The sequence below is a fragment of the Faecalibacterium sp. IP-3-29 genome (genome assembly GCF_023347335.1).
GTDB lineage: Bacteria > Bacillota > Clostridia > Oscillospirales > Ruminococcaceae > Faecalibacterium > Faecalibacterium duncaniae.
Genome location: NZ_CP094471.1, coordinates 885,982 through 909,870, shown reverse-complemented (window position 1 = coordinate 909,870; position 23,889 = coordinate 885,982). Strand labels below are relative to the sequence as shown.

General features: G+C 48.4%; 29 protein-coding genes and 2 pseudogenes. 28 read left to right on the top strand and 3 right to left on the bottom strand.

The annotated features are described in order from the left end of the window. The first annotated feature begins 182 nt into the window (after positions 1-182). The 3 genes from MTP40_RS04305 to mobQ all read left to right on the top strand — a co-directional run bounded on the left by MTP40_RS04305 (position 183) and on the right by mobQ (position 2,470). Positions 183-371, top strand: coding sequence for a hypothetical protein (locus MTP40_RS04305; RefSeq protein WP_055145756.1), 189 nt, complete (start codon positions 183-185; stop codon positions 369-371). 164 nt (positions 372-535) lie between these two features. Further along, entirely contained in the window at positions 536-766 is a 231-nt protein-coding gene (locus MTP40_RS04300; protein WP_055145317.1) for a hypothetical protein, read from the top strand. A gap of 6 nt (positions 767-772) precedes the next feature. After that, on the top strand, positions 773-2,470 hold the full coding sequence (gene mobQ, locus MTP40_RS04295) for a MobQ family relaxase (protein ID WP_055145320.1): 1,698 nt from the start codon (positions 773-775) through the stop codon (positions 2,468-2,470). 133 nt (positions 2,471-2,603) lie between these two features. Here the strand turns inward: mobQ and MTP40_RS04290 are convergent, their stop codons facing one another. Both MTP40_RS04290 and MTP40_RS04285 read right to left on the bottom strand, forming a co-directional pair. Next, on the bottom strand, positions 2,604-3,272 hold the full coding sequence (locus tag MTP40_RS04290; protein WP_055145323.1) for a hypothetical protein: 669 nt from the start codon (positions 3,270-3,272) through the stop codon (positions 2,604-2,606). After that, a complete protein-coding gene (locus tag MTP40_RS04285) occupies positions 3,269-3,829 on the bottom strand; it encodes an RNA polymerase sigma factor (RefSeq protein ID WP_055145326.1) in 561 nt (186 codons plus the stop codon). The genes MTP40_RS04290 and MTP40_RS04285 overlap by 4 nt, the downstream gene beginning before the upstream one ends. A gap of 401 nt (positions 3,830-4,230) precedes the next feature. On the opposite strand from MTP40_RS04285, the gene MTP40_RS04280 reads away from it, so the two are divergent. From MTP40_RS04280 to MTP40_RS04200, 17 genes are all read left to right on the top strand, one after another. Beyond that, on the top strand, positions 4,231-4,443 hold the full coding sequence (locus MTP40_RS04280; protein ID WP_055145329.1) for a helix-turn-helix domain-containing protein: 213 nt from the start codon (positions 4,231-4,233) through the stop codon (positions 4,441-4,443). Further along, a complete protein-coding gene (locus MTP40_RS04275; protein WP_055145332.1) occupies positions 4,440-5,108 on the top strand; it encodes a response regulator transcription factor in 669 nt (222 codons plus the stop codon). The genes MTP40_RS04280 and MTP40_RS04275 overlap by 4 nt, the downstream gene beginning before the upstream one ends. 1 nt (position 5,109) lies before the next feature. Continuing rightward, positions 5,110-6,117, top strand: a complete 1,008-nt coding sequence (locus MTP40_RS04270) for a sensor histidine kinase (RefSeq protein WP_055145335.1) — start codon at positions 5,110-5,112, stop codon at positions 6,115-6,117. 100 nt (positions 6,118-6,217) lie between these two features. Further along, a complete protein-coding gene (locus MTP40_RS04265; RefSeq protein WP_055145338.1) occupies positions 6,218-6,898 on the top strand; it encodes an ABC transporter ATP-binding protein in 681 nt (226 codons plus the stop codon). Beyond that, a complete protein-coding gene (locus tag MTP40_RS04260; protein ID WP_055145341.1) occupies positions 6,898-9,402 on the top strand; it encodes an ABC transporter permease in 2,505 nt (834 codons plus the stop codon). Before MTP40_RS04265 ends, MTP40_RS04260 begins: the two co-directional genes overlap by 1 nt. 42 nt (positions 9,403-9,444) lie before the next feature. Further along, positions 9,445-9,807: a hypothetical protein gene (locus tag MTP40_RS04255; RefSeq protein ID WP_055145343.1), complete on the top strand. Its 363-nt coding sequence runs from the start codon at positions 9,445-9,447 to the stop codon at positions 9,805-9,807. Between the two features lie 123 nt (positions 9,808-9,930). Next, positions 9,931-11,478, top strand: a complete 1,548-nt coding sequence (locus MTP40_RS04250; RefSeq protein WP_256469192.1) for a recombinase family protein — start codon at positions 9,931-9,933, stop codon at positions 11,476-11,478. Further along, complete coding sequence (locus MTP40_RS04245) at positions 11,465-13,279, top strand: DNA topoisomerase (RefSeq protein ID WP_249259884.1); 1,815 nt, start codon at positions 11,465-11,467, stop codon at positions 13,277-13,279. The genes MTP40_RS04250 and MTP40_RS04245 overlap by 14 nt, the downstream gene beginning before the upstream one ends. Then, positions 13,279-14,166 (top strand): LPD16 domain-containing protein, encoded by an 888-nt coding sequence (locus MTP40_RS04240; protein WP_249259883.1) that lies wholly within the window; start codon positions 13,279-13,281, stop codon positions 14,164-14,166. The genes MTP40_RS04245 and MTP40_RS04240 overlap by 1 nt, the downstream gene beginning before the upstream one ends. Positions 14,167-14,174: 8 nt before the next feature. After that, on the top strand, positions 14,175-14,690 hold the full coding sequence (locus tag MTP40_RS04235) for a YodL domain-containing protein (protein WP_249259882.1): 516 nt from the start codon (positions 14,175-14,177) through the stop codon (positions 14,688-14,690). Continuing rightward, positions 14,680-14,883 carry a transposon-transfer assisting family protein gene (locus MTP40_RS04230; protein ID WP_242889422.1) on the top strand — a complete coding sequence of 68 codons (204 nt, stop codon included), beginning with the start codon at positions 14,680-14,682 and terminating at the stop codon, positions 14,881-14,883. Before MTP40_RS04235 ends, MTP40_RS04230 begins: the two co-directional genes overlap by 11 nt. Positions 14,884-15,056: 173 nt before the next feature. After that, a complete protein-coding gene (locus MTP40_RS04225; protein WP_055192438.1) occupies positions 15,057-15,404 on the top strand; it encodes a DUF6054 family protein in 348 nt (115 codons plus the stop codon). A gap of 1 nt (position 15,405) precedes the next feature. Beyond that, positions 15,406-15,792 carry a DUF2500 domain-containing protein gene (locus MTP40_RS04220; RefSeq protein WP_015536783.1) on the top strand — a complete coding sequence of 129 codons (387 nt, stop codon included), beginning with the start codon at positions 15,406-15,408 and terminating at the stop codon, positions 15,790-15,792. A gap of 33 nt (positions 15,793-15,825) precedes the next feature. After that, entirely contained in the window at positions 15,826-16,548 is a 723-nt protein-coding gene (locus MTP40_RS04215) for an AAA family ATPase (protein ID WP_249259881.1), read from the top strand. Between the two features lie 21 nt (positions 16,549-16,569). Beyond that, positions 16,570-17,505, top strand: coding sequence for a hypothetical protein (locus MTP40_RS04210; protein ID WP_097784874.1), 936 nt, complete (start codon positions 16,570-16,572; stop codon positions 17,503-17,505). A gap of 61 nt (positions 17,506-17,566) precedes the next feature. Then, positions 17,567-17,896 (top strand): hypothetical protein, encoded by a 330-nt coding sequence (locus MTP40_RS04205; protein WP_249259880.1) that lies wholly within the window; start codon positions 17,567-17,569, stop codon positions 17,894-17,896. Positions 17,897-17,978: 82 nt separating this feature from the next. After that, on the top strand, positions 17,979-18,140 hold the full coding sequence (locus MTP40_RS04200; RefSeq protein WP_170126684.1) for a hypothetical protein: 162 nt from the start codon (positions 17,979-17,981) through the stop codon (positions 18,138-18,140). 449 nt (positions 18,141-18,589) lie between these two features. Here the strand turns inward: MTP40_RS04200 and MTP40_RS04195 are convergent, their stop codons facing one another. Further along, positions 18,590-18,997 carry a hypothetical protein gene (locus MTP40_RS04195; RefSeq protein WP_154251302.1) on the bottom strand — a complete coding sequence of 136 codons (408 nt, stop codon included), beginning with the start codon at positions 18,995-18,997 and terminating at the stop codon, positions 18,590-18,592. On the opposite strand from MTP40_RS04195, the gene MTP40_RS04190 reads away from it, so the two are divergent. The 8 genes and pseudogenes from MTP40_RS04190 (at position 18,996) to MTP40_RS04160 (ending at position 23,864) form a co-directional block, all read left to right on the top strand. Beyond that, on the top strand, positions 18,996-19,349 hold the full coding sequence (locus tag MTP40_RS04190) for a TnpV protein (protein WP_097784872.1): 354 nt from the start codon (positions 18,996-18,998) through the stop codon (positions 19,347-19,349). The genes MTP40_RS04195 and MTP40_RS04190 overlap by 2 nt on opposite strands. Positions 19,350-19,717: 368 nt before the next feature. Beyond that, positions 19,718-20,050 (top strand): annotated as a pseudogene (locus tag MTP40_RS14500) (hypothetical protein); the annotation flags it as partial. Positions 20,051-20,536: 486 nt separating this feature from the next. Further along, positions 20,537-20,896, top strand: a pseudogene (locus tag MTP40_RS14495) (hypothetical protein); the annotation flags it as partial. Beyond that, positions 20,895-21,446 (top strand): hypothetical protein, encoded by a 552-nt coding sequence (locus MTP40_RS04180; protein WP_249259879.1) that lies wholly within the window; start codon positions 20,895-20,897, stop codon positions 21,444-21,446. The pseudogene MTP40_RS14495 and the gene MTP40_RS04180, both read left to right, overlap by 2 nt. Beyond that, positions 21,443-21,775, top strand: coding sequence for a plasmid mobilization protein (locus MTP40_RS04175; RefSeq protein ID WP_005921755.1), 333 nt, complete (start codon positions 21,443-21,445; stop codon positions 21,773-21,775). The genes MTP40_RS04180 and MTP40_RS04175 overlap by 4 nt, the downstream gene beginning before the upstream one ends. A 108-nt stretch (positions 21,776-21,883) precedes the next feature. Then, positions 21,884-22,162 (top strand): hypothetical protein, encoded by a 279-nt coding sequence (locus MTP40_RS04170; RefSeq protein ID WP_249259878.1) that lies wholly within the window; start codon positions 21,884-21,886, stop codon positions 22,160-22,162. Positions 22,163-22,170: 8 nt separating this feature from the next. Then, complete coding sequence (locus MTP40_RS04165; protein ID WP_097771442.1) at positions 22,171-22,428, top strand: hypothetical protein; 258 nt, start codon at positions 22,171-22,173, stop codon at positions 22,426-22,428. Positions 22,429-22,481: 53 nt separating this feature from the next. Beyond that, the gene (locus tag MTP40_RS04160; RefSeq protein ID WP_249260084.1) at positions 22,482-23,864 is read left to right on the top strand and encodes a relaxase/mobilization nuclease domain-containing protein; all 1,383 of its coding nucleotides are present in this window, start codon (positions 22,482-22,484) and stop codon (positions 23,862-23,864) included. The last annotated feature ends 25 nt before the right edge of the window (positions 23,865-23,889 follow it).

Genomic DNA, 23,889 nt, shown 5'->3' with positions numbered 1-23,889 from the left:
TACTATGTTGGTGGCAATACAATCCGTCTTTGCTACCAAATTGGCAATTCTCAGAATGAGGAAAACAATTTACCATCAGTTCTGCAGGGAGTTGGTATCTGTGTGATACCAGTTCCCTGCTTTTTACTATCACGAAGCCGCCCAGCGGCAGAAAGGAGCCAGATATGGCAAATAAAAAGATCATGACCAAGGAAGAATTGCAGGCCAAGCACCGATTGGAGGAGGCACAAATGCGGGATCGGGCGAAAGAGCGAAAGGCCCGTACCAGACGCTTGATTCAGGAGGGCGCTGTTTTGGAGAAAGTATTTCCAGAGGCTCAGCAAATGGAGCTTGAAAAATTAGAGGACTTGTTATATGAGAAGCTACACTAATCTGCGAGGGGCGTTCCGGGCAACCGGGGCGTCCCTTCCTTTTTTATCCCGAAGGGCGCACTTACTCACCACCTGCGAAGCAGGCGGTGGTATCCCTTCCGTTGGTCGGGCTCGTGCGCTCTTCACGAACTGTCCATCGGACACTTCTCCAGAGAGGGCAGGAAATGCCGCAAGTCAGCATTCCCTGTGCAGTCGGCGCTTCTGCTGATGCAGAGATTGCTGCTTGTCGCACCAATCCGGCAGATACTCTGCCCGCCTCCTGCCTGCGAAAACCTGCCACCGGCAGCTTTATCGCAGATATGGGCAGCAATGCAGCCCATTTTCTCTTTGCAAAGAGAAACAGAAACCAAGGGGTGGCGTTTTACCACCCCCTCACAAAATACGAATCGAGGTGAACGCAAATGGCAATTTACCACTTGGAGGCAAAGGTGGTCAGCCGGGGAGCCGGACGCTCCGCCTGTGCAGCCTCCGCTTATCTCAGCTGCTCCCACATCCTCAATGACTATGACGGAGTACAGCACGATTACACCCGAAAGCAGGGGCTTGTGTGGCAGGAGGTATTCCTGCCGGACATGGCCCCACCCGCATGGCAAGACCGAGAGGTTCTCTGGAACGCCGTGGAGGAAAACGAGAAAACCAAGGACAGCCGCTTAGCCCGTGAGTTTGTGGTAGCCCTGCCCATAGAGTTGTCCCTAGAGCAATGGCAGACGCTGTTGACGGACTTCGTACAAAACCAATTTGTCGCAGACGGGATGTGCGCCGATCTGGCAATCCACGATCCTGATCCACCGGGTCATAATCCACATGCCCACATTCTCTTGACGGTGCGCCCGCTTGATGAAAGCGGCAAATGGCAATACAAAACGGAGAAGGAATATCTCTGCAGCCGTGACGGTGAGGAACGGGGCTTTACCGCTGCCGAGTTTAAGGCTGCACAGGCTGACGGATGGGAGAAACAGTACCAGTACAAGGTAGGCAGGAAGAAAGTGTATATGACACCATCCGCAGCTGAGGAACATGGATATGAGCGTGCCAGCAAGTATCCCAAAAGCACCAAATACGGGAGACAGAATCCCATTTCTGAACGCTGGAACAGCGAGGAACAGCTCCTTATCTGGCGCAAAGCATGGGCAGATGTGACAAACAAATATTTGGAGCGATACGGTCATGAGGAGCGCATCGACCACCGCAGCTTTGTCGAGCGAGGCATTGACGAGCAGCCCACCATCCACGAGGGCGTGATTGCCCGTGCTTTGGAACAGAAAGGTATCGTGTCCGACAGGTGCGAACTCAACCGTCAGATCAAGGCGGACAACAGGCTCCTGCGGGAACTGAAGGCGCAGTTCAAGAAAATTACGGAGGCGGTGAAGAACACGCTGCCCGCTATTGCAGAAGCGTTGGAAAAGCTGCGGGAAAATATGCTGATCTTCTGCTATCAGTTAGGGCATATCCGCAGCAGCAAGAAACAGATGACCGGTGCCTTGAATATTCTGAAGCCAAATCTGGCACAGTACCGCTCCCTTGTGCAGCAGATAAAGGAAACAACCAAAGAACGGAAGTCCCTACTGGCTGAAAAGAAATCCCTTCCTGCGATCCACTTTGTCAGGCACCGTGAGCTTGCCTCCAAAATAGCCGAGTTGACGGAAAAGTTAGAGGAGCTAAAAAGCGAAAAGGCTATGCTGCTTCATTCTCTGGAATACCCAGAGGACGCCACAAGCGATATCTTCCAGCGCCAGATTGACCGCTATGAAGATAATCTCAAACGGCTTGAGGCGCAGGAGAATAAGTATGCCGGAGAGCTGGAGGCTGCATTGTCTGAGTATGCCGAGCTGAAAGAGCAAGCTTCCGGCTTTGATTCCTTGCAGCTTTATCTGGAGCGGAAGGCACTTCGACCTGACAGAGAGAAAGCAGCAGCCCAACGCATTGAAGCGGCTTATGGCGACAAGTTCAGTTGGTGGTTGATGGAGAGTGGCCTACGGGATGTGTCTGGCTATCTTGACGAATATGCACAGGAAAAGACAATGGATCGAGAACTGCGGCAAAGGCGGCGATCGGAGCGGCTTGAGCGTAAGATGAAAAACAGAGATATGGAACGTTAAAAGTGCTGGAGGTTGAAACTTCAGGTGAAGTCTGTGACATAGGGGGATGGAGATAATCCCTATACGTCAAGCGTAAAATAAGCACCGGTATGGGTTTTCCATACCGGTGCTTGCAATATTTAATCGAATTCTATCACTTAAAATCAAAAGAGTTTTCCAACAACTTATCAAGTGCTGCCATCAGTTCCGCTCGAACAGCCTCTCTTTCACTTTCTCCGCCTGCATTTTCGATATAGATGGAATAGTTATCAAATGTGATATAGGCGTAATAGATCACAGTCTTAATTCCTTCGCTGTTTGCATTTGTAACGAAGTAGCCAGCTTTAACTGGCGTATCTCCAACCATAGATACATTTCCCTTGCCAATTACGGTAGTATCCATAAGATTGTTCCCAGACAGCGAAACAACAAATTTCATATCGCTGTAATGACCATCAAAGCCAACAAATGCTACATCGTCCAAGGTAAAGAGGGCATCTCCGGAAATCGGAAGATCACCGAAAATAGTCTGAACCTCATCTTTGGTCAATGCTCGTGCTTGCAAGTTCAAACTCAGAGCAGAGGCTACCGTATCTGCTTTAGTGAAAGATATGGTAGTTCCATCACCTAATGTAGCTGTTTCTGTACTTTTGCCGAATAATCCCATACTAAACACTCCCACCACGATTAGACAGAGACACGCAGCAATTGCCCCAAATTTCAGCCAAATGCTTTTTTGTTTCTTTGCCTGATAACTCGCCGTTTCTTCGATATGACGGCTACCAATGCCACCAACGGCGTCAGAGATGTTCTTTCGTGTCATAAATCATACCCCGCTTTCTGTAAATGATTTTTAAGTTTGCTTCTGATTCGGGAAAGGCGAACAGACACATTGTTATTTGTTGTACGAAGCCTCTTTGCAATTTCTGTAATGCTATCTGAGTACCAATACCTTGCTACAAACATAACCCTGCTTTCCTGATCCAAGCTGTCAAGGAAACGATCAATTTCCTGTGACAGCTCCTTTGCATCCACTTCCTGTTCAATAGTAGATGCAGAAGTTAGGCACTCTTCCAACTCATCAAGTGCAACATCATAGTAACTGTTTCGCTTTAGTGCAGTATTTGCGTGGTATTTTGCGGTAGCGATATTGCGGGTAATACGAAAAATATAGGTTCTGAGTGGGTCAGGTCTTTCTGGAGGAATTGCATTCCACGCAGCAAGGTATGTATCATTTACACATTCTTCTGCGTCGGGTTCGCATTTCAAAATGTTGTTTGCAATTCTTTTGCAAGTTGAACCGTATTTTGCAGCAAGTTCAGCTATTGCCTGCTCAGTACGAGCAAAGAACAGTTCAATGATCTTCACATCCTCTAACAAGGTATCCACCTCCTCACCTATGTACTATGGATCTGGCGGACAATCTTACAGAAGCGAGGGAAAATTTCACACCTTTATTATAGTACATTGCAATTCTATTTTCTATCGCCTCAGCAAAATCGTTTGGCACCAGTCGAGGTCGCTCGGCAGTCTGAAAATATGGTCCTTCGGTTTTGGTAGAGTTGCTCGCAGCAGAGGAGGCGTAACAAAAAATTAAAGGTAGCTGCCCGGACAGAATGGGTTGGGTGGAAAAATAAATAATATCCGAAACAGGATGACGGAAATTGTTAGCGCCGAGTTAATTCGTACACAGTTAGTGTTTAAGTGTTTACAAACAGCCCATTGATATTGTTCGTTTGTGCGTATATAATATATATAACTATTTGATGCGGAGGTAAACTATGTTTGAATACATGACAGTACAGGATGCGGCTAAACTTTGGGGAATATCGGTGCGTCGTGTTCAAAAGCTGTGTGAGGAGAATCGCATTGATGGAATTGTTCGGCTACCTCGTGCATGGCTAATTCCCCAAGATGCCCAAAAGCCGGCTGATGGAAGATATAAACAAAATAAAAATGAATTTATAGCTGACAACAAGGAGAACACACGATGAGTAAATTGTTATTAGTGGAGGATGACCAAAGTATCGTATCCTCATTATCAGACTATTTAGGAAATGAAGGGTTCAAAATCGAAAATGCTCCCGGTCAAAAAGAAGCAATAGAAAAATTGGATAGCGACCAATACGATATAGCCTTGGTGGACATTCAATTATCAAACGGAAATGGTTTTTCTGTTTGTTCTGCAATTAAAGAAAGAGGAACTATGCCAGTTATTTTCTTAACGGCTTCTGATGATGAATATAGTGTTGTGGCTGGGTTAGATATGGGGGCTGACGATTATATCAGCAAACCGTTCAGACCAAGAGAACTGCTTTCAAGGATCAACAGCGTATTAAGGAGAACTAAGAACACACAAAACATTATCAGTTACCTCGACTTAGTTGTGGACACAAATCAAGCAACCGTATCAAAGAATGGGAAAGAGATTTTGTTGTCTGCTATGGAATATAAGTTGCTGTTAGTCTTTTTGCGTAACAAAGGTATTGTCCTTTCTCGCAGAAGATTGTTGGAGCTTTTATGGGACACTACTGGGGAGTTTATCAATGATAATACATTGACTGTCTATATGAAAAGGCTACGTGACAAAATTGAAACCAATCCGCAGGAGCCGGAAATCATAATTACCGTTCGTGGGCTTGGCTATAAGGTGGGTTGATATGGACTTTATCAGAAATAAAGAAGTTAAAAGGCAAATTGTTGTCAGCAGTATTCTTATTCTATTTTGGGGCGGCATTGGCATTATCGTTGATAGCAAAGCTGTGTGGATTGTTCTGTCGGCTATCATTTCATCCAGTGCAGTTTCCCTCTTTTTCACATATCAGAGATACAAGAAAATTGCTGATTTTAGTTTGCATATTGATAGGCTGTTACATGGAGATGAAAAAATTTCTTTTGGGCAGTTTCAAGAAGGTGAGTTATCTGTTTTACATGATGAAATATCCAAGATGACAAGACGGCTTATTGAACAGGCAGAAGCTCTGAAAATGGAGAAAGGTAATTTGGCAAATGCTTTAGCCGATATTTCACATCAATTAAAAACACCTTTGACATCGCTGAATATCTTAAATGCTTCTCTGTGTAATGAGGAACTGACTGACGAAGAAAGGTATGAGCTGATCCGCGAACAGACTATGCTCTTATCAAGAATGGAGTGGCTGATAGCCACACTTCTGAAAATATCCAAGCTGGATGCAGGAACGATTACTCTAAAGCCACAGGCGGTATACTTAAAAGATGTGGTAGAAAAAGCAATTCGTCCTCTGGAGATTGCGGCAGAATTAAAAATGCAGACAATCACGCAAGTGATTCCGGCAGAATTAAAACTATCTCTTGATACTGATTGGACTGCTGAAGCCTTGGGGAATGTAATCAAAAACTGTATCGAACATTCACCAGAGGGCAGCACTATCGAAATCAAGGCAATAGAAAGACCTCTTTTGACACAGATCATTATAGAGGATAGCGGAACAGGTTTTCAGGAAAAAGACATCCCCCATTTATTTGACCGATTTTATCAAGGAAGTGGCTCTACAATCGGTAATGCCGGTTTGGGGTTGGCTCTGGCAAAGACGATCATTGTCAATCAGGGTGGTGTCATCCAAGCGAAAAATCGGGAGTCAGGCGGTGCAAAATTTGAAATCTGCTTTTATCGGGGGACTGCTTAATGCAGCCCCTTTTTAAGTGACATTTTTGTAATGAAAAAGTAATGAAGCAGTCACTTGGCTTTGCTATACTGAATTGCAAAAATATATGGAGGAACTTTTTATGGAGATATTAAGAGTAGAGAATATCTGCAAAACCTATGAAATGGACAATGCTCCTGTCCATGCTTTGTCAGATGTTTCTTTTTCCGTCGATAAAGGAGAGTTTGTTGCAATCATTGGAGCATCTGGGTCTGGCAAGTCTACCCTGTTGCACATTTTAGGTGGTGTTGACAGACCGACTTCGGGAAAAGTATTTGTGGATGGACAGGATGTTTATGAGCAAAATGAAGATGAATTGGCTGTATTCAGAAGAAGGCAGGTTGGGCTTGTCTATCAGTTTTATAATCTGATCCCGGTTTTGACTGTCGAGGAAAATATCACGCTGCCGATTCGATTGGATGGGCGTAAAATCAATCAGGAGCGTTTGAAAGAACTGCTATCCACACTCAAACTGGTAAAGCGTAGAAAGCACCTGCCAAGTCAGTTATCCGGCGGTCAACAACAAAGAGTGGCAATCGGACGAGCGTTGATTAACGCACCTGCGATTATCCTTGCGGATGAGCCAACGGGAAATCTGGACACGGAGAACACAAGGGATATTATGAAACTTCTGCGTGAATCCAATGAAGTCTATCGCCAGACAATGATCCTGATTACCCATGACCGTGAAATCGCAATGCAGGCAGACCGTATTCTGGAAATTCAGGATGGCAGACTTGTGAGGGATGAGGTGATACGCTGATGAATATGATTTTCATGCTTACACTCAGGAATCTGTTGTCGAATAAAAAGCGTACCCTACTCACACTTTTAACCATTCTTTTGTCAATCAGTATGATAACCGCTATTCTCTGTGGGGGATGGTCGTTGGTTGATTTTTTGAAAGAGAAAGAAAAAGTGTATGGTGGCGATTATGACTACTACATGGAGGATTTGACTTGGGAGCAGGTTCAAGAGCTATATAGTCAAAACAATGTAGGCGAAGTTTCGCTTCTCCGCTTTGCCGGAAACAGTTTTTACGGGGAGAAATCCAACAGTACAATGCTCTCCGTTGGCGAGATTGACGAGAACTTTACCCAAAGATTTTCGTTAAATCAGTATTTGCTTGCAGGGCGTTTCCCGCAAGATGAAAATGAGATTGTTATTTCAGAATCTTTTTTGAAGAAAAACAACATGAATACAGAGATTGGAGATACGATTTCTTTAACTCTTGGTTCAAGAATTTGGGATGAATATAATGCCCAGCTTTCCGGGCTGACAAATTATAGGGGCGAAGAAGAAAGCTTCGTTCCAACAAAAGAGAAAGCGTATGTAGTTGTTGGTATTCTGTCAGATGTGAATGACTCAAAAATCGCAGCAAACTATAATGCCTTTGCAGGTGTTGACAAAACGGCATCCGATTTTGCTGCGTATGTCAAGGCAAAGAATTTATCCAATTCGATCTATACAGAAGCCGAAGAAGTGGCTGCGGCAGTAGACAGTCATGTAGCAAAGTTTCATTCGGAATTGTTAGTCTATCATGGAATTACCGGGGGTAAAGGAGCTGCAAAACTGATTGCTTTGGTGGTCATGGTCGTTTGTCTTTTGATGGCTGCATCTGCTTCAATGATCAGCAACGCCCTCTCCATTTCCTTACAGGAACGAATTAAGCAGATGGGAATGCTATCCAGTATTGGAGCCACAAAAGGGCAAAAACGCCTTAGCGTATATTTAGAAGCCTTCCTTTTGGGAGTGGTGAGCATACCCTTTGGATTGGTTGTTGGTATCCTGCTATCTGCTCTGTTATTAAGTGTGGTCAGGGCAGCTTTTGGAGAAACATTCACTTTTGGCATCGTAGAACTGTCCTTGAAGGTAAACGGATTGATCCTGCTCGTCAGCGGATTATCCGGCATTGCTTCTTTGTACTTCGGAAGTAGAAAGCCTGTGAAGCAAGCAGCTAAAATTACAGTTATTGAAGCGATCCGCCAGTCTAACAATGCGGTATCAAGAAAGAAATTCCGTGACGGAAAAATCGTTTCTTTGGTTTTTGGCATTTATGGTTCGTTAGCAGCAAAAAATATTAAGCGTAATCCAAAACGCTTCCGAGCGATTACCGGCTCTATTTTCTTGTCGGTGGTAATTGCCCTTTCCTTATATAGTTTCTCTGATTTTATGCTTTATCAGACATCCTTGGATATGAAGGAGGACGGTTCCTGTTATACTGATGTGATTTCGATGATTCAATACAAAGATATTCCTGTCGCAATCGGGGCATTATCGGATGAAAATATCACTGCGGATGTTTCCTATTCTTTTCAGCGATATATGACCGCTGAATTTTCGCAGGAACAAATCAATCCTGATATGCAAGGATATTTTATCAATGGTACGAAAGCAGAGGTATATGTCGTAGGATTGGACGAAGAACATTTTGTCTCTTTTTGCGATGAAAATGGATTCAGTCTGGATGTGACAAATTTCAATCATGGAATTTTGCTCAATCAGACTATGGGATACTATAATTCGGCACAAAATCGGGTAATTGCAGGCTCACCGTTTCTTATTGAACCGGGAACAGAAATCATTCCGCTGGGGGCATCCGAGGATGCCTTGCCGATTATCGTGGAAGAAATCGTTTCAGAAGAAAATGCAAATATCCAATCCATGTTTGTGAGAGATCGAGCTGTCCTCATCGTGCCTTTAAGTTATTTTAACTTGCTGATAGATGATAACGCCTATGTGGAAATGAGAATACAGACAGCACAGCATAAAGAAGCAATGGAATGTCTGGCTGACAGAGGATTTCCGCAAACTGTGGACATTGCAGCCGCAACGAATAATTCCAGACAGGTATATACGATTGCAAAACTGGTAATCTGCCTGTTCTCGATCCTGATGACGGTTATTATCAGCTTGAATGTTTGTAACACTATCTCGAATACGATTCATTTGAGAAGAAGCGAATTTGCTGTTCTGCGTTCTGTTGGTATGACTGCCAAAGGATTAAAATGTACGCTATTGCTCGAAGCTGTTTTGTACGGCGTAAAAGCATTGGTTCTTGCGTTGCCTGTGAGCTTTTTGATTCATTGTGCTATCTACTACTTCATATCGTCGGGTATGACACCATTTGCTTTTTATATGAACGGCGGTATTTATGCTCTTGCAGTTATGGCTGTCGGCGCTATGGTATGTATCGCTATGCTGTTTGCTGTTAGAAGCGTATCAAAGGTGGAAATTGTAGAGGAACTGAAATTGAGCAATATGTAATCATTCAATCTAACAAAGCAACTGAAACAGAGGTAATAGAAATTGCGTAAAAAGAAACTGGTAAAGAGAGTTGCAGGCATTGCTTTGACTGTTGGTGCAGTTATACTTGCCATTGTATGTGTTGGTAAAGTAAATCGCATTCAGAACGAAAAAGATATTATTGGCACATGGAAGGATGCAAATGCTGAGGAGATATTTACCTTTCAAGAAAACGGGGAACTTGCTGTGAGTAAAGATATGCCCGATTCGGGTCTATCCTGCGGTGACGCATATTATAGTTTTTCTTACTCGGATATAATCTGTGTTACACAGGGAAATAGTAGTGTAGAATTTGAGATAGAAGTAGATCAAAACGAATTGAAAATCTTCTTCATGGGACAAGAATATCTGGAATTGGAAAAGTAATGATTACAAATAAAAGAAAACCATTGAGCCGATAATTCGCATCCTTTGCGGACTAACGGCTCTGCATATATTTTGAACGCTATTTTCAGAAACATTGTGTTTTGCAGAAAAGCCCCTTGACAAATTCCATCTCAAAAGGCGATGCTTATGGAGTATGCCACACGCAACGGTTTCGGGAATTGCCAGTTCTATGTCGATGATGGTTACAGCGGTACGAACTCTGACCGCCCTGCCTTTCAGGAACTTCTGGATGATATCCGGGAAGGAAAGGTGGCAACAGTCATTACCAAAGACCAGTCCCGACTTGGACGCAACCACATCGAAACCGGAACGTATATGGAAATCTTCTTTCCTGAACACGGTGTCCGCTATATTGCAATCAACGATGGTTATGATTCCAACGAGCAATCTCAGATGGATATTGCCCCGTTCCGAAACATCATCAATGAAATGTACGCCAAAGACACTTCCCGAAAAATCAAGAGTGCCCTTCGGACACGCAAGAAAAGCGGAAAGTATATCTCCAGCGGCGCACCGTTTGGCTACCAGAAAGACCCTGCCGACCACAATCACCTTGTGATCGACCCGAACACCGCCCCCGTTGTTGAGTATATCTATTCAATGGCAGAGGAAGGACTGGGGCTTCACCGCATCGCCAAGCGGCTCCACGATGAAAAAGTCTTGAAGCCGTGTTACTACAAGAAAGAGATGTTTGGCCGCTTTATTGATGATGAAAAGATGTATGATTGGGACAGTGCCTATATCAGTCAGGTTCTGCACAGCCCAGTCTACGCCGGACACATCATCTACGAAGCCAAGCCCACCGTGTCCATGAAATCCAAAAAGCGGCGTTATATTCCGTTTGAAGAACGCGCTATCGTTCCGAATACACATGAAGCAATCATCCCACAAGACCGCTGGGAAAACGTGCAGCGAATCCTTTACAGCCGTTCCGGTTGTTTTATGTGTGATAAGACCGACTACGACAATATCTTCAAGGGCATCGTCCGCTGTGCAGACTGCGGCAGAACGATGTTAGTCAAGGTCGAGCACAGGCGCAAACGTAACAGTGTTCTGGATCAGACCTTTTATTGTTGCAGCACTTATCGGAAATATGGTGCGAAAGCCTGTGACTCTCACAACTTGGAAGCCCGTGTTCTGCATGAAGCTGTCTTTGCGGACATTCAGGCACACGCAAAGGCCGCTGTGAGCAATCGGGAAGCCCTTGTGAAGAAGATTGCAAATCAGATGCACCTCCGGGTGTCCTCTGACCGGGCGCAGCACAAACGGGATTTGAAGCAGTGTAAAGCACGAATCGCAGAAATCGAAGACCTGTATGCAAAACTTTATGAGGACGTATCAAAGGGACTTCTCCCGGAGAAACGTTTTCAAATGCTTGCAGATCGCTACGACAAAGAACAGGCTGAACTGACCGAGAAGATTGAGCAGTACGAGCGGGAAGGCCGTGCTGAACACGGTCAGCTGGACAAGATTCAGGATTTTATTGATGAAGTCAGCAAGTACGCTGGCATCACCGAACTGAACTATAAGATTCTGCATCAGCTGATTGACAAGATTCTGGTATCCAAAGCGGAAAAGGTCGATGGCGAATACGTCCAGAAAATCCAGATTTTCTATCGCTTTATCGGCCCATTGGATGCCATCGAGTAACAATGTCAGAAAAGTCACCTCCGAGAACTATCCTACAGACGCAGGGCGCGAGGGAGAACTGATCTTCCGCTTGGTCTACCAGCAAGCGGGCTGTAAAAAGCCCGTTTTCCGCCTGTGGCTGTCCAGCATGGAGGAAAACGCCATCCGGGAGGGTTTCGCCCATCTCAAACCGTCAACTGAATACGATGCGCTGTACAATGCAGCACTCTGCCGGGAACGTGCCGACTGGATGGTCGGCATCAATGCGTCCCGGCTTTTTTCGTGCCTGTACGGTCAACCGCTGGCGGTAGGGCGTGTTATGACCCCAGTACTTGCCATGACGGTGGTGCGGGAAGCCGCCATTGCTGCCTTTACCCCGGAAAAATTCTACACGGTGGCTCTGACCCTTGCAGACGGCGGCACCGCATCCAGCAAGCGGTTTGCCCAGAAAGCGGATGCCGAACTGCTGCTTTCCAAATGCCGAAAGGAGGGGCGCGTCACGGTACAGAAGATGGAACGCAAGGAGAAATCCGAAAGCCCGCCGCAGCTCTATGACCTTACCGCATTGCAGCGGGATGCCAACCGTCTGCTGGGATTTACGGCACAGCAGACCTTGGATTATGCTCAAAGTCTTTACGAAAAACGGCTCATCACCTACCCCCGCACGGACAGCCGCTTTTTGACGGAGGATATGGCGGCATCCCTGCCGGGGCTGGTGACAGACACGGGCAGGGCGCTTGCCGTGGAGGAACCGTTTCCCATCCATGTGCAGCAGGTCATCAATGGCAGCAAAGTCACCGACCACCATGCGCTGCTGCCTACGAAAAGCATGGCAAACGCAGACCTTGCCGCCCTCCCTGCCGGGGAGTGGAATGTCCTGCGGCTGATTGCTGCACGGCTGCTCTGCGCTGTGGGTGAACCGCACCGCTATGCAGAAACTACGCTCACCACCATCTGCGCCGGGGAAGAGTTTTCCGCAAAAGGCAAGGTGGTGCTGTCCGACGGATGGAAAGTCATGGAACGAAAAATGCTGGGGGAACTTCTGGGCAAGCAAAAGGAAGCAGTTGTTCTGCCCGATGCGCAAGAGCAGAGCCAGTGCAGCGTTGCTGATGCCGAACTGAAGGAAGGTCAAACGTCCCCGCCGAAATCCTACACGGAAGATACGCTCCTGTCCGCTATGCAGGCAGCGGGTGCGGACAGTATGCCGGAGGGGGGTGAACGTCGGGGCATCGGCACTCCAGCAACCAGAGCTGCCACCATCGAAAAGCTGGTGCAGAAGGGTTTTCTGGAACGCAAGGGCAACAAGAAAACCAAGGTGCTGCTGCCTACCGACAAGGGCAAAGCCCTTATTACCGTAATGCCCGAAGAAATTCAGTCCCCGGAAATGACCGCCGACTGGGAAACAAAGCTGCTGCAAATCGAACGTGGCGAAATGGAGCCGAGTGAATTTATGACCGAAATCAATACGATGATTACCGAACTGGTAAAGAACACGGAAATGAAAAAAGGAGTGAATGCGCTTATGAAAAACAAGATTATTGGTGTCTGCCCGAATTGCGGTGCAAATGTTGTAGAGCGTGAAAAGGGCTGGTTCTGCGAGAACCGGGAGTGCCGTTTCGTGCTGTGGAAGGACAATGCTTTTCTGAAACGGCTCGGCAAACGCATGGATGCTCATGTGGCGGACAAGCTGCTGCGGGATGGTCGGGTCCGCCTGAAGGACTGCAAGAGCGCCAAGGGCAAGACCTACAACGCCACCGTGCTGCTGTCCTGTGAAGCGGATGGCCGCAGCAAGTTTTCGCTGGAATTTGAAGGTGGGTGCTGATGGAGCAGATAAAAGAAGCGGTCTACCTTATCAACGATGAACGCTATCTGCATCTCCGGGAAAACGGTGCAGGAGTCGGCTTTGCCACTTATAACAAGGTAACTGGCGAGCCGCTGGAAAGTGGGCAGATCTCGGAAAAGAATCTGCCGCCAGATGGACAAAACACCATCCCTGCCGCCCGGAACTGGTATCTGTTTGAGCTTTCGGACGATGACCGCAAGATCATCCAACAGGAAAGCGTAAAGATCCTCGAAAACATCCCACAGGCGGGCATCGGCAGACGGCGCATCTGGGAGCCGGAAACGCTGCCGAAGGATATTCGTCTCATCAACAGCCACTACGACGACCTCTATCGTATTCCAGATGGCGGCGTGATTCAGGTGGATTACCCGGATGGGCGCAGTTTTACGGCACGGCTGGAACATCTGGATGATTACCACTTTGACATGGGCGGTCTGGGCAATGTGTTCCACATCTGCCAGTTTGCCGAGGTCATGGAACGAAACCATGCCGACTTCTACCCGGAGATTCAGACACAGGACGAGCAGGCTGCATGGGAACTGGGCGGCAAGGGCTATCTTGCTATCCAGTCCTGTGAGGATGGCTGGGACTACACCATTTACCACAGCGATTATTCCGTGATGGACGGCGGGCAGTTGGATGCACCGGAACTGACCATTCAGGAAGCCCGTGAGCAGATTCTGGAAGCGCACCACATGGAAAAGGGGCGGCGGCTGTTGCAGGACTACGATGCCGTCATGGATAAAGTTGCGGAAGCAGAAGAACTGAGCGCAGACCATCGCCCCTCCACATTGGAAAAGCTGGCAGAACTGGCAAGTGATACGTCTGCGCCAAAATCCTCTGCACGTTCTGCGCCAGAACTGTGAGGTGGACGATGCAGCAAAAATGGAACCAGAACTTTGACGGTGAGCCCATGACGGACATCCCGCAGAAGTTTCTGAACGCAGGGTGCGATGTTTATATGGTGATGCAGCTGCGGTATGACGAAAAAATCCTCGATGAAAGATTTGCTTCTATGCGGGAGTTGAATCGTCGAGGCAAAACGCCCGACCCGGAGCATTACGAGGTCACCTACTATGCTGATCTGCCCGCCATGTGGCAGGATGTGCCGAGCGACGAGATTTTGGAAGAACTATTTCAGATGTTCAACCTCTCCCGTCCGCAGGATTTTGAGGGGCACAGCCTGTCGGTCAGCGATGTGGTCGCACTCAAACGCAATGGCGAGGTGTCTGTGCATTATGTGGACAGCATCGGCTTCAAGGAACTGCCGGGGTTTCTGGACAAGCAGCCGGAACGCCCTTCGGTGCTGATGAATCTAAAGGAAAAGTGCGATGCCCCGGAGTGCAATCCCACGGTATGCCGGAAAGTGAGGGCTGAACATGAACTTTGACCACGAGGAATTGACCCTGATGATGCTCTACAACACCGGCACCCGGCTGGGGCTGGTACACGAGTTGCGGCTGATGCAGTGCTATCTGATGCCCGATGAAACCGCCCTGCGGGAGTTGTCGGAAGGTGTTATCGAAAAGCTGAAACTGTTGACCGATGCGGAGTTTGGCGAGTTGGAATTTCCCCCGGACTGATTATTGCCGCCTGCAGGCGGCGTACATAAAGTATTTTGTTCTTCCAAAAGATATGCTATAATCAAATTAGACAAAATTCCTCTCTTCAAGCGATTTCTCCGCAATTTTCCTGTGGCTCTGCTCGTATCAAAAATAAGGGACCGATTTTTAATTGTCAGAACGGAGGAACCATTATGGCAATCTTTGAAAAGACCATCCGGAATCAGAATTTTGACCAGCTGCTCCGGAAGCTGGAACAGGAGATTCCGGACAGCAGCTGGTCGGCCAATCTGGAAGCAGGCAGTGACTTCAAAGAAGCCGACGCCCGGTGCAGTGTCCGTGTGTTTGAGCGGTACAGCATGATGGGCGGCAACCGCCTGAGCCTGACTCTGACCCTTTTCCAGAATGGAGACAGTCCGATCCGCCTGTCTGCCATCACCGCAGGCGGCAGTCAGGCGGTGTTCTTCAAGGTGAACACCCTCGGAGAAGAATCCTTTCTGGACGATGTAAAGGACCTGCTGGAAGAAATTTTGGAGGAGTAAAATGTTTTTTGGATGGTTTGACGCTATATTCAGCTTCATTTTCCCAATCCTGTTCCTGCTTTTTATTGGAATGTTTTTCTTTGCTCTAATTTCAAATCTCCGCACATGGAACAAAAACAACCACTCGCCGCGGCTTACCGTTCCGGCAACAGTGGTAGCAAAGCGCACCGATGTTTCGCATTCCAGCAGTGCCAATGCCGGAGATATGTCCGGTGCGCACGGATACGACACTAGCACATTTACATCGTACTATGTGACTTTTCAGGTGGAGAGCGGCGACCGGATGGAATTTGAAGTGGACGGAAGCGATTATGGTCTGCTCGTGCAGGGCGACATCGGAAAGCTGAGTTTTCAGGGCACCCGCTATCTTGGGTTTGAGCGGAGCTAAGTGTTTCTTACATTATATAGTATGGAGTGCTGTATGAACGATTTGTTTATCCAAGGGCTGACCATCGACTGGAACAGAGTTCGCCCATACAATTATATTCGTCAGATTCCTGCCATCAGTGGAATCGACACTTTTACATTCCATAAGCCCATTACGTTCTTTGTTGGCGAAAATGGAAGCGGAAAATCTACGCTTCTGGAAGCAATCGCTGTTGCTTACGGCTTCAACGCAGAGGGTGGAACGAAGAACTATTCATTTTCCACCTACAACTCCCATTCGGAACTATGTGAGGCTATGACGATTTCCAAAGGGTATCGTAGACCAAAGTTCGGGTATTTTCTCCGGGCAGAGAGCTTCTACAATGTAGCCACCAAGGAAATCGACTATTCCGATGACGATCATCCCTCCAAAGGCTATCACCAAAAATCACACGGTGAAAGTTTCCTCGCCATTGCGCAGGACTACATGGGTGCAGATGGAGTCTATATTTTTGACGAGCCGGAAGCCGCTTTATCCCCGCAGCGGCAGCTCACGTTACTGATCAATATTTACCGGTGTGCCCAAGAAGGGGCGCAATTCATTATTGTATCACATTCACCCATTCTCCTTGGAATGCCTGATGCTGAGATTTTTAGCTTCGACAATGGCACGATTCATCCTTGTCAGTATGAAGATACGGACAGCTACGTTATCACCAAAACATTTGTAAATAATCGGCAGCATTTTTTGAACCAGCTTCTGAACGAAGAAACGTAATGCCGGGAAAGGACATTCCATATGAGTGATTCTACGTTGAAAGAGCTTTGGCAGCAGGTCGCTGAAAAGAAAAGCTGCGAAGCAAAACAGAAAGAACTGACCGCCCAGAGAGATACGCTTGCTGATCGCCTGAAAAAGCTGGAAAAATCCAAGCTGGCAGAGCAGGCTGATGTGGACCGTCTGGAGGGACACAGCCTTGCCGCATTTTTCTATCAGGTGATCGGAAAAATGGATGAAAAGCTGGACAAGGAACGGCAGGAAGCCTATGCAGCCCGTGTCAAGTACGATGCGGCTCTCCATGATCTTTCTTCCGTTGATGCCGACTTGGAGCAGATTCAAAATAGACTGGAACGGCTGTCCGATTGCGAAAGGCAGTATCAAGCTGCTCTTTCCGAAAAAATCAAAAGCATCAAAGCATCTGCCCACCCTGCCGCACAGCAGGTTGCAGAAAGCGAAAGCCGCATTGCCGCGCTGAAAGTCCAAAAACGGGAGCTGCTGGAAGCCATCAACGCCGGAAAGACCGCCCTGCATACGGTCAATGAAGTTCTGGAAACCCTCGACAATGCCGAGGGCTGGAGTACATGGGACGTAATGGGCGGCGGTTTGATGGCCGATCTTGCCAAGTATGAGGAACTGGACGATGCACAGGAACAAATCGAACAGCTCCAAGTGGAACTGCGGCGGTTCAAAACTGAACTTTCCGATGTTGAAATCACCGCAGACCTTCAGGTTACGGTGGACAGCTTTTTGAAATTTGCGGATTTCTTCTTTGACGGCCTCTTTGCAGACTGGGCAGTTCTGGATCACATCAATCAGGCACAGAGCAGAGTGGAGAATACCAAAGGTCAAATCAAGCGAGTCCTCGCACTTCTGAAAAAGATGCGCGAAGATGTTGATGTCCAAATCGCTGACGAAAAAGAGAAGCAGGAGCAGCTTGCAGTTGAAACTGAACTGTAAGTTTGAAGAGTCCGCTTATGTGATATGATTCGATAAAACCGAATTTACAGGAGGTGTTTCGGTGAAAACAAGAAGGTTTGCCTTATGTCTGGCAGCGGTTTTTCTGGTGGCGATTTATATCAATATTCAGAGAAGCCATACTTTCACCCTTTCAAACGATGAGGGCACCATAAAGACAGAACAAATACAGCCACTTTGGGGAACTGTAAAAGTAAGCGGCGATTGTGATACTGATGTGGTCTTTACCGATGTAGAGACTGGAGAAAAATACAGAATCGGATATATTACACAGGGCGTAACGGAAAGAATCAAACTCGAAAGAGGCAAATGGTATAAGGTGGTAGGCAGAGGCAACCTTACACTGAATCCGGTAAACATTCGAGTCGAATAAATGTAAGTTCCTTGCGGGCAGCTATGAAAGCTGAAGCTGAGAAGAGAGTTTTGAATATTCACATATGAAGGAGTACAGTTCTATGAATTACGGATGGGCAACTGTTTTCACTTTAGCGGCATGGTTTGCAGGGCTTGTGATTGATGTAAATGTGCGGGTCGGCGACCTCGGTTTACGAACCGTGCTTCCCGTCATCGTGATGGGGTGCTGCGTTATGAAGTACATAAAGGGCAATAGCAAATAATCTTATCTCGATACACTTTCCAGCGGGCAACCCCAAAAAGGTTGCCCGCTATTTTTATACCCTGAAAACTAAAGAAGGAGGCCAAAATGCCAAGCAAAACCGAAGAATATCTCGCCCTTGCCCAGCAAACGGCAAAAGAATTGACCCGGTATTGGGAAAACTGGACGGACTACCTGACCACTGCATCCCGGCTGTACAAGTACAGCTTTGCAGACCAGTTGATGATCTACGCCCAGCGGCCTGATGCCACTGCCTGCGCCAGCTTCGACATCTGGAACAACCGGATGAACCGCTATGTCCGGCGCGGCTCCAAGGGCATCGCACTGTTAGACCAGTCCAGCAGTGTGCCGCGTCTGCACTATGTCTTTGATGTGAGCGACACCGGGGTGCGCCGTAATTCCCGTGACCCCGACCTGTGGCAGTACAACGATGACCTGAAACAGCCGGTTTCAGAAATGCTCGCCGCCACCTACGGCATCAGCGGAGAGCGTGTCAGCCAGCAGCTTGCGGATGTTGCCGGGAAACTGGTGGCGGATTACTGGGACAACAACAGCGAGGACATCAGCGCCATCGTTGACGGTTCGCTGCTGATGGATTATGATGAAGCCGGGGTGGAGATGCAGTTCAAGTCTGCCGCCGCCATTAGCGTCACCTACACGCTGCTGGAACGCTGTGGATTTGAGCCGGATGGCTATTTTGACAAAGACAGTTTTCAGGCCATCTACGATTTTTCTACCCCGGACACTGTCTACACACTCGGTGCCGCAGTCAGCGACATCAGCCGCGAAGTCCTGCGCACCGTCGAGCGGGCAGTCAAAACGACCATCCGCCGCCGAAACAATGAAAGGAGCCAGCATGAATATGAGCAGCAATCTGAACTACACGCAGACCGGGGATTATCTTCTCCCGAACCTGACTCTGCATCAGCCGAAGAACCCGCTGGGCAAGTACGGCAGGATGCGCCTGAACTTTCTGAAACAGCAGCACCCGGTTCTGTACCACACGATGCTCCTGAACGGGAGCCTGTACCCGACCCTGACCGAACTGGAGCAGACCGCAGCAGCGATGAAGAAGCAACTGATGGCCGATCTGCTGGCGAAGAACCCGGCCCCGGACAAGGAGAAGAATCAGATGGCGTGGGTACAGCACATGAACAGCCTACAGGAGCAGGTCGAGGAAGTGATTCGGACGGAACTGATCTACAGCTAAGTTTTCTGGATGCCGTCATCCCCACCGAAGCCCAGCAAATTGAACATATCGACCGAGCGGAGAGCGAAAAATCGCCCTCCGCTTTTGTTTTGTCGCAGGCTGAAATTGAGAATGAACTGCGCAAGCATGGTTCCGGTTTTCAGGATGGCAAGCAGCGGATCATCGAACTGTACCAGACACAGCCCGACCGCAAACTCCGCGCTAAAGCATTGGCGAAAGAGTACGGCATCGGCGGACATTCGCAGGATTTTCTGGATGGCAGCAGCGGTTTTGTAAATCATGATGGAAAAGGACTTGAATTTGACCACTACCCGGATCATCAAAAGGTTACGTTAAGCTGGACACAGGTCGAGAAATACATCGACCTGATGATTCAGTCTGACCGCTACCTGACCGATAAGGAAAAAGAGCATCGTGCCGCCGTGCAGGAAGCGGAACGACAGCTCCCAATGCTGGATGGTGATGCCGCTGCCGAATACAATGCTCTGAAAGAGCAGTACCCCAATACCCTGATTGGCTTTGAACTGGGCGGATATTTTCTGTTCTATGACAAAGATGCAATCACTGTAAAGGAAGTTTTTCGTTCTAATTTGCTGTCACAGGAAAATGCGCTGGGAAAAGTCAAAGTGACCGGCTTTTTGCGCAGAGAGTGGGTAGCAAAATCGCAGAAGCTGTGGGCCGAGGGCAACAGCATCTATCTAGCCGGACAGGGCGGAGATGGTACCCACCATCAGACAAAATATCTGCGAGAGGAAGATTATCTGCCGATCGGCATCATCATCAAGCTAGATGGCCGGGATTTCCGTGTGGATCACGTCAACTTCATGTTCAAATCCGTCAGCTTGCAGGACATGGACTTGACCAACAGCGGACAGCCCATCTTCCGGGTTGAACGGTTGCCCAATATCCGGGAACTGTATGAACAGCAGCAGGATGAAATTATTGACGTTTCTCCTGAAAAGGCTGTTGATTACAAGGTCGGTGACGAAGTTGTTGTTGACCTTCCCACCCGAACCATCGAAGGCAAAATCGGCTATGTTGGCGAAACCGATGTGCGCATCGACACCAGCGCGCATGGGCAGTCGTGGGATAACGAGGTACTCAACAAGCAGCAATTCGAGGACGGTCTGCGGCGGGATGAACCTACACCTGATGAGGAACTGGACAAGTTGCCTATCTCTGTGGAGGTCAATGGCGAGTGGCAGACCTTTCCGGATGCTGCTGCCGCAGACGAAGCCCTGAACGCTGAACCGATGCCGGAAGCCGCAGGAAATTTTCACATCACGGATGATAATTTGGGTGTCGGAGGCCCCAAGCAGAAATTCGCCCGCAATATTGAAGCCATCCAGACCTTGCGCACTTTGGAGCAGGAGCATCGCGGTGCCACCGCCGAGGAGCAGCAGGTGCTTTCGCAGTATGTAGGCTGGGGCGGTCTTGCAGATGTCTTTGACCCCAACAAGGAAAACTGGTCTGCCGAGTACACCCAACTGAAAGGGTTGCTCACCGAAGAGGAGTATGCCGCCGCCCGCGCTTCCACTCTGAATAGTGTACGATGACAAAAAGGCTGCAGGCGAACGGCTGCTGCTGGCTCGGCAGGAGATGCCCAATGCCGATATGATGCTGCTGGGCACCTACCGTGGCTTTGAACTGAACATTCGATTCGACAGCTTCAAGAATGAGCATCAGGCCGTACTCCGGGCAGAGTTGAGTTACCCGGTGTCGCTGGGCGATGATACGCGCGGCAACATCACTCGTCTGGACAATGCCATCGACAATTTCGCTGACCGTATTGCAGATGCCGAAAATGCTCTGCAAAACCTTGAACAGCAGAAGCAGGCCGCAGAGATCGAAGTGGCAAAGCCCTTTGCACAGGAGAAAGAACTGGCCGAAAAGTCTGCCCGTCTTGCTGAATTGAACGCCTTGCTGAACATCGACCGTGACCGCAGTTCCTCGCAGGATGCTCCCGAAGAAACCGAGGAAACCGAAACACCTGCAACTCGTCCGTCTGTGCTGGCTGCACTGGGGGAAAAGACCAATCAGCCGGAGCCTGTCAAACCGTTCCGCAGCTATTATGATAAGGATGGTGATGCACGATGAAAGAAAAGCGGGATGAAACCATCATCCTGCGCTTGAGCAAAACAGAAAAGAACCGTATCTATGAAAAGATGCTCAGCATGGGCATCCGAAGCCTAAGTGCCTATATCCGCAAGATGGCACTGGACGGCTATTGCCTGCACCTCGACTTGAAAGAACTGCAACGCATGGCATATCTCTTGCAGATGTGCAGCAACAATCTGAACCAGTACGCCAAGCGTGCCAACGAGTGCGGCAAGGTCTACGCCGCCGATATGGAAGATCTGCGACAGCGTCTGGATGAACTGATTGACATTGGCAAGCAAATTCTTTCCAAGCTGGCAGAGTTATAAAAATTCCCGCAGTTGGAGGACTGCGGGTGTACATATAACGCTTGACATCCTTGCAACGCAGTAGTCGATACCTTTATAATAAGGGCGAACAGAAAGGAAGTGCTTGATATGATGTCTATGCTGAAGAAAATTGTTCTTTTCCCGATTTCTCTCTTTGTGGCGTTTCTAGCTCTGCTGGCAAGGTGGCTGCTAACCCTGTCCAGCTATGTAGTTGCTCCGCTGATGCTCTACATCTTCGGCTGCGGCATCTACACTGCTTACCGTCAGACTTGGAATCAGTTCTTTATCCTGCTGGTGGCCGAGTTCATCTGCTTCATCCTCTTTTTCGGTGCAACTGCCATCACCGAGGGTATCGGGCGTTTCAGTGAGTGGCTTGCAGAACTGTGAGGGATGCTATGAGCAAACAGAGGATAGAGGATTGTTATTTTGAACACAACAGCACGATTTTTTCTGAGATGCTGGGTGAGGATGAAGAGTATCTGCGACTGAAAAAAGCCAAAAGAGCAGCTGAGGAAGCCTTGCAGAGCGTTATCAGCAAAGAAGCGTGGAATCAATATCTCGCCTTAGATGAAATCTGCAATGAGTTGGAATGCGCCAGATACAAGGCAATGTATCTGGCGGGTGCCGCCGATTACGAAAAAATATCCAAATGATCTCAATGCCGCCTCCGGGCGGCATTTTTTCTTTGCAATAGGGGGTGATGATGCTGGCAGCAACACGGCTGATTGCGCTGCACAAAAACAAGGGCATGACCGTTGCGGCCTGCCTGAAAAATCGCACGGACTATATCGAAAACCCGGACAAGACTGAGCAGGGGCAGTTTGTCAGCAGCTATGCTTGCAGCGCCCTGACAGCAGATGAAGAATTTATGCTTACCAAGCGGCAGTACGACCTTGTGAACGGACGAAGGCAGAAAAGCGATGTGATCGCTTATCAGATACGGCAGTCCTTTCGTCCGGGGGAAATCACTGCAGAGGAAGCTAACAAGGTGGGCTACGAACTTGCCATGCGTTTTACCAAGGGCAAGTATGCGTTTGTTGTTGCCACCCATACGGACCGGCAGCACATCCACAACCATGTGATCTTTAACTCCACGGCACTGGATGGCACCAGAAAGTTCCGGGATTTTTTCTTTTCGGCGTTGGCAGTGCAGCGGTTGAGCGACCTGATTTGCTTGGAACACCAGTTGTCCATCATTGAGAAGAAGCCCTATCGGGAACGGCAGAAGCGTGTTCTCTATCCTCCCAAGGAAAGCAACAGGGACCGCCTATGCGGAATCATCGACACAATCCTTGCAGAAAAACCGGGAGATTATGAAACGTTTCTGCAAAAGCTAGAGCAGCAGGGCTACGAGGTGAAGCGTGGCAAGTACACGGCGGTGAAGGGCAAGGGACAGAAACGCTTTATTCGGTTCCGAACTCTGGGCACCGGCTATGGCGAGGAAGAAATCAAAGCTGTGCTGGAGGGTAAGGCGAAACACCAACCTTATCAGAAGAAGCCGCCCAAAGAACAGCCCTTCCAGTTGCTGGTGGACATTCAGGGAAAAATGGCAGAGGGCAAAAGCGTCGGCTACAAAAAGTGGGCGACCAAGTTCAACCTGAAAGAAATGTCCAAAACGCTGCTGTTCTTACAGGAGCAGAAGATCAGCAGTGCCGAGGAACTGCGAGAACGTGCAGCGGTGGCAACCGAACGCTATCATACCATGGGCAATTCTATCAAGGCAGCAGAAGCAAGGTTGACAGAGATCGCCGTGCTGAAAACTCACATCATCAACTATGCCAAGACCCGCCCGGTCTATGATGCCTACCGCAAGTCGGGGTACAGTAAAAAGCTTTTGGAAGCCCATCGGGAGGAGATTACTCTGCACAAGGCGGCGAAAGCTGCCTTTGACGAAGCCGGGCTGCAGAAGCTGCCGAAGGTCAAGGAGTTGGATGCGGAGTTTGCAGAGCTACTGACCAAGAAGAAAGCCGCTTACCCGGACTACCGCAAGGCACGGAACGAGATGCAAGAACTGGTTCGGGCACAGAAAAACGTGGAACGATTTTTTGCGGGAGAAAAGGACACCATCGAAAAAGCGCAGACCCAATAAACGAATACCGCCGAGGACTCTTCCC

Coding starts and splice junctions, on each gene's coding strand:
- MTP40_RS04165 (WP_097771442.1), top strand. CDS start 22,171: ATGAGCAAACAGAGGATAGAGGATTGTTATTTTGAACACAACAGCACG.
- MTP40_RS04305 (WP_055145756.1), top strand. CDS start 183: ATGACCAAGGAAGAATTGCAGGCCAAGCACCGATTGGAGGAGGCACAA.
- MTP40_RS04235 (WP_249259882.1), top strand. CDS start 14,175: ATGCAGCAAAAATGGAACCAGAACTTTGACGGTGAGCCCATGACGGAC.
- MTP40_RS04225 (WP_055192438.1), top strand. CDS start 15,057: ATGGCAATCTTTGAAAAGACCATCCGGAATCAGAATTTTGACCAGCTG.
- MTP40_RS04270 (WP_055145335.1), top strand. CDS start 5,110: ATGGACTTTATCAGAAATAAAGAAGTTAAAAGGCAAATTGTTGTCAGC.
- MTP40_RS04190 (WP_097784872.1), top strand. CDS start 18,996: ATGAATATGAGCAGCAATCTGAACTACACGCAGACCGGGGATTATCTT.
- mobQ (WP_055145320.1), top strand. CDS start 773: ATGGCAATTTACCACTTGGAGGCAAAGGTGGTCAGCCGGGGAGCCGGA.
- MTP40_RS04290 (WP_055145323.1), bottom strand. CDS start 3,272: ATGACACGAAAGAACATCTCTGACGCCGTTGGTGGCATTGGTAGCCGT.
- MTP40_RS04245 (WP_249259884.1), top strand. CDS start 11,465: ATGCCATCGAGTAACAATGTCAGAAAAGTCACCTCCGAGAACTATCCT.
- MTP40_RS04230 (WP_242889422.1), top strand. CDS start 14,680: ATGAACTTTGACCACGAGGAATTGACCCTGATGATGCTCTACAACACC.
- MTP40_RS04200 (WP_170126684.1), top strand. CDS start 17,979: ATGAATTACGGATGGGCAACTGTTTTCACTTTAGCGGCATGGTTTGCA.
- MTP40_RS04220 (WP_015536783.1), top strand. CDS start 15,406: ATGTTTTTTGGATGGTTTGACGCTATATTCAGCTTCATTTTCCCAATC.
- MTP40_RS04215 (WP_249259881.1), top strand. CDS start 15,826: ATGAACGATTTGTTTATCCAAGGGCTGACCATCGACTGGAACAGAGTT.
- MTP40_RS04260 (WP_055145341.1), top strand. CDS start 6,898: ATGAATATGATTTTCATGCTTACACTCAGGAATCTGTTGTCGAATAAA.
- MTP40_RS04300 (WP_055145317.1), top strand. CDS start 536: ATGCCGCAAGTCAGCATTCCCTGTGCAGTCGGCGCTTCTGCTGATGCA.
- MTP40_RS04175 (WP_005921755.1), top strand. CDS start 21,443: ATGAAAGAAAAGCGGGATGAAACCATCATCCTGCGCTTGAGCAAAACA.
- MTP40_RS04170 (WP_249259878.1), top strand. CDS start 21,884: ATGATGTCTATGCTGAAGAAAATTGTTCTTTTCCCGATTTCTCTCTTT.
- MTP40_RS04280 (WP_055145329.1), top strand. CDS start 4,231: ATGTTTGAATACATGACAGTACAGGATGCGGCTAAACTTTGGGGAATA.
- MTP40_RS04240 (WP_249259883.1), top strand. CDS start 13,279: ATGGAGCAGATAAAAGAAGCGGTCTACCTTATCAACGATGAACGCTAT.
- MTP40_RS04195 (WP_154251302.1), bottom strand. CDS start 18,997: ATGCTGGCTCCTTTCATTGTTTCGGCGGCGGATGGTCGTTTTGACTGC.
- MTP40_RS04210 (WP_097784874.1), top strand. CDS start 16,570: ATGAGTGATTCTACGTTGAAAGAGCTTTGGCAGCAGGTCGCTGAAAAG.
- MTP40_RS04265 (WP_055145338.1), top strand. CDS start 6,218: ATGGAGATATTAAGAGTAGAGAATATCTGCAAAACCTATGAAATGGAC.
- MTP40_RS04275 (WP_055145332.1), top strand. CDS start 4,440: ATGAGTAAATTGTTATTAGTGGAGGATGACCAAAGTATCGTATCCTCA.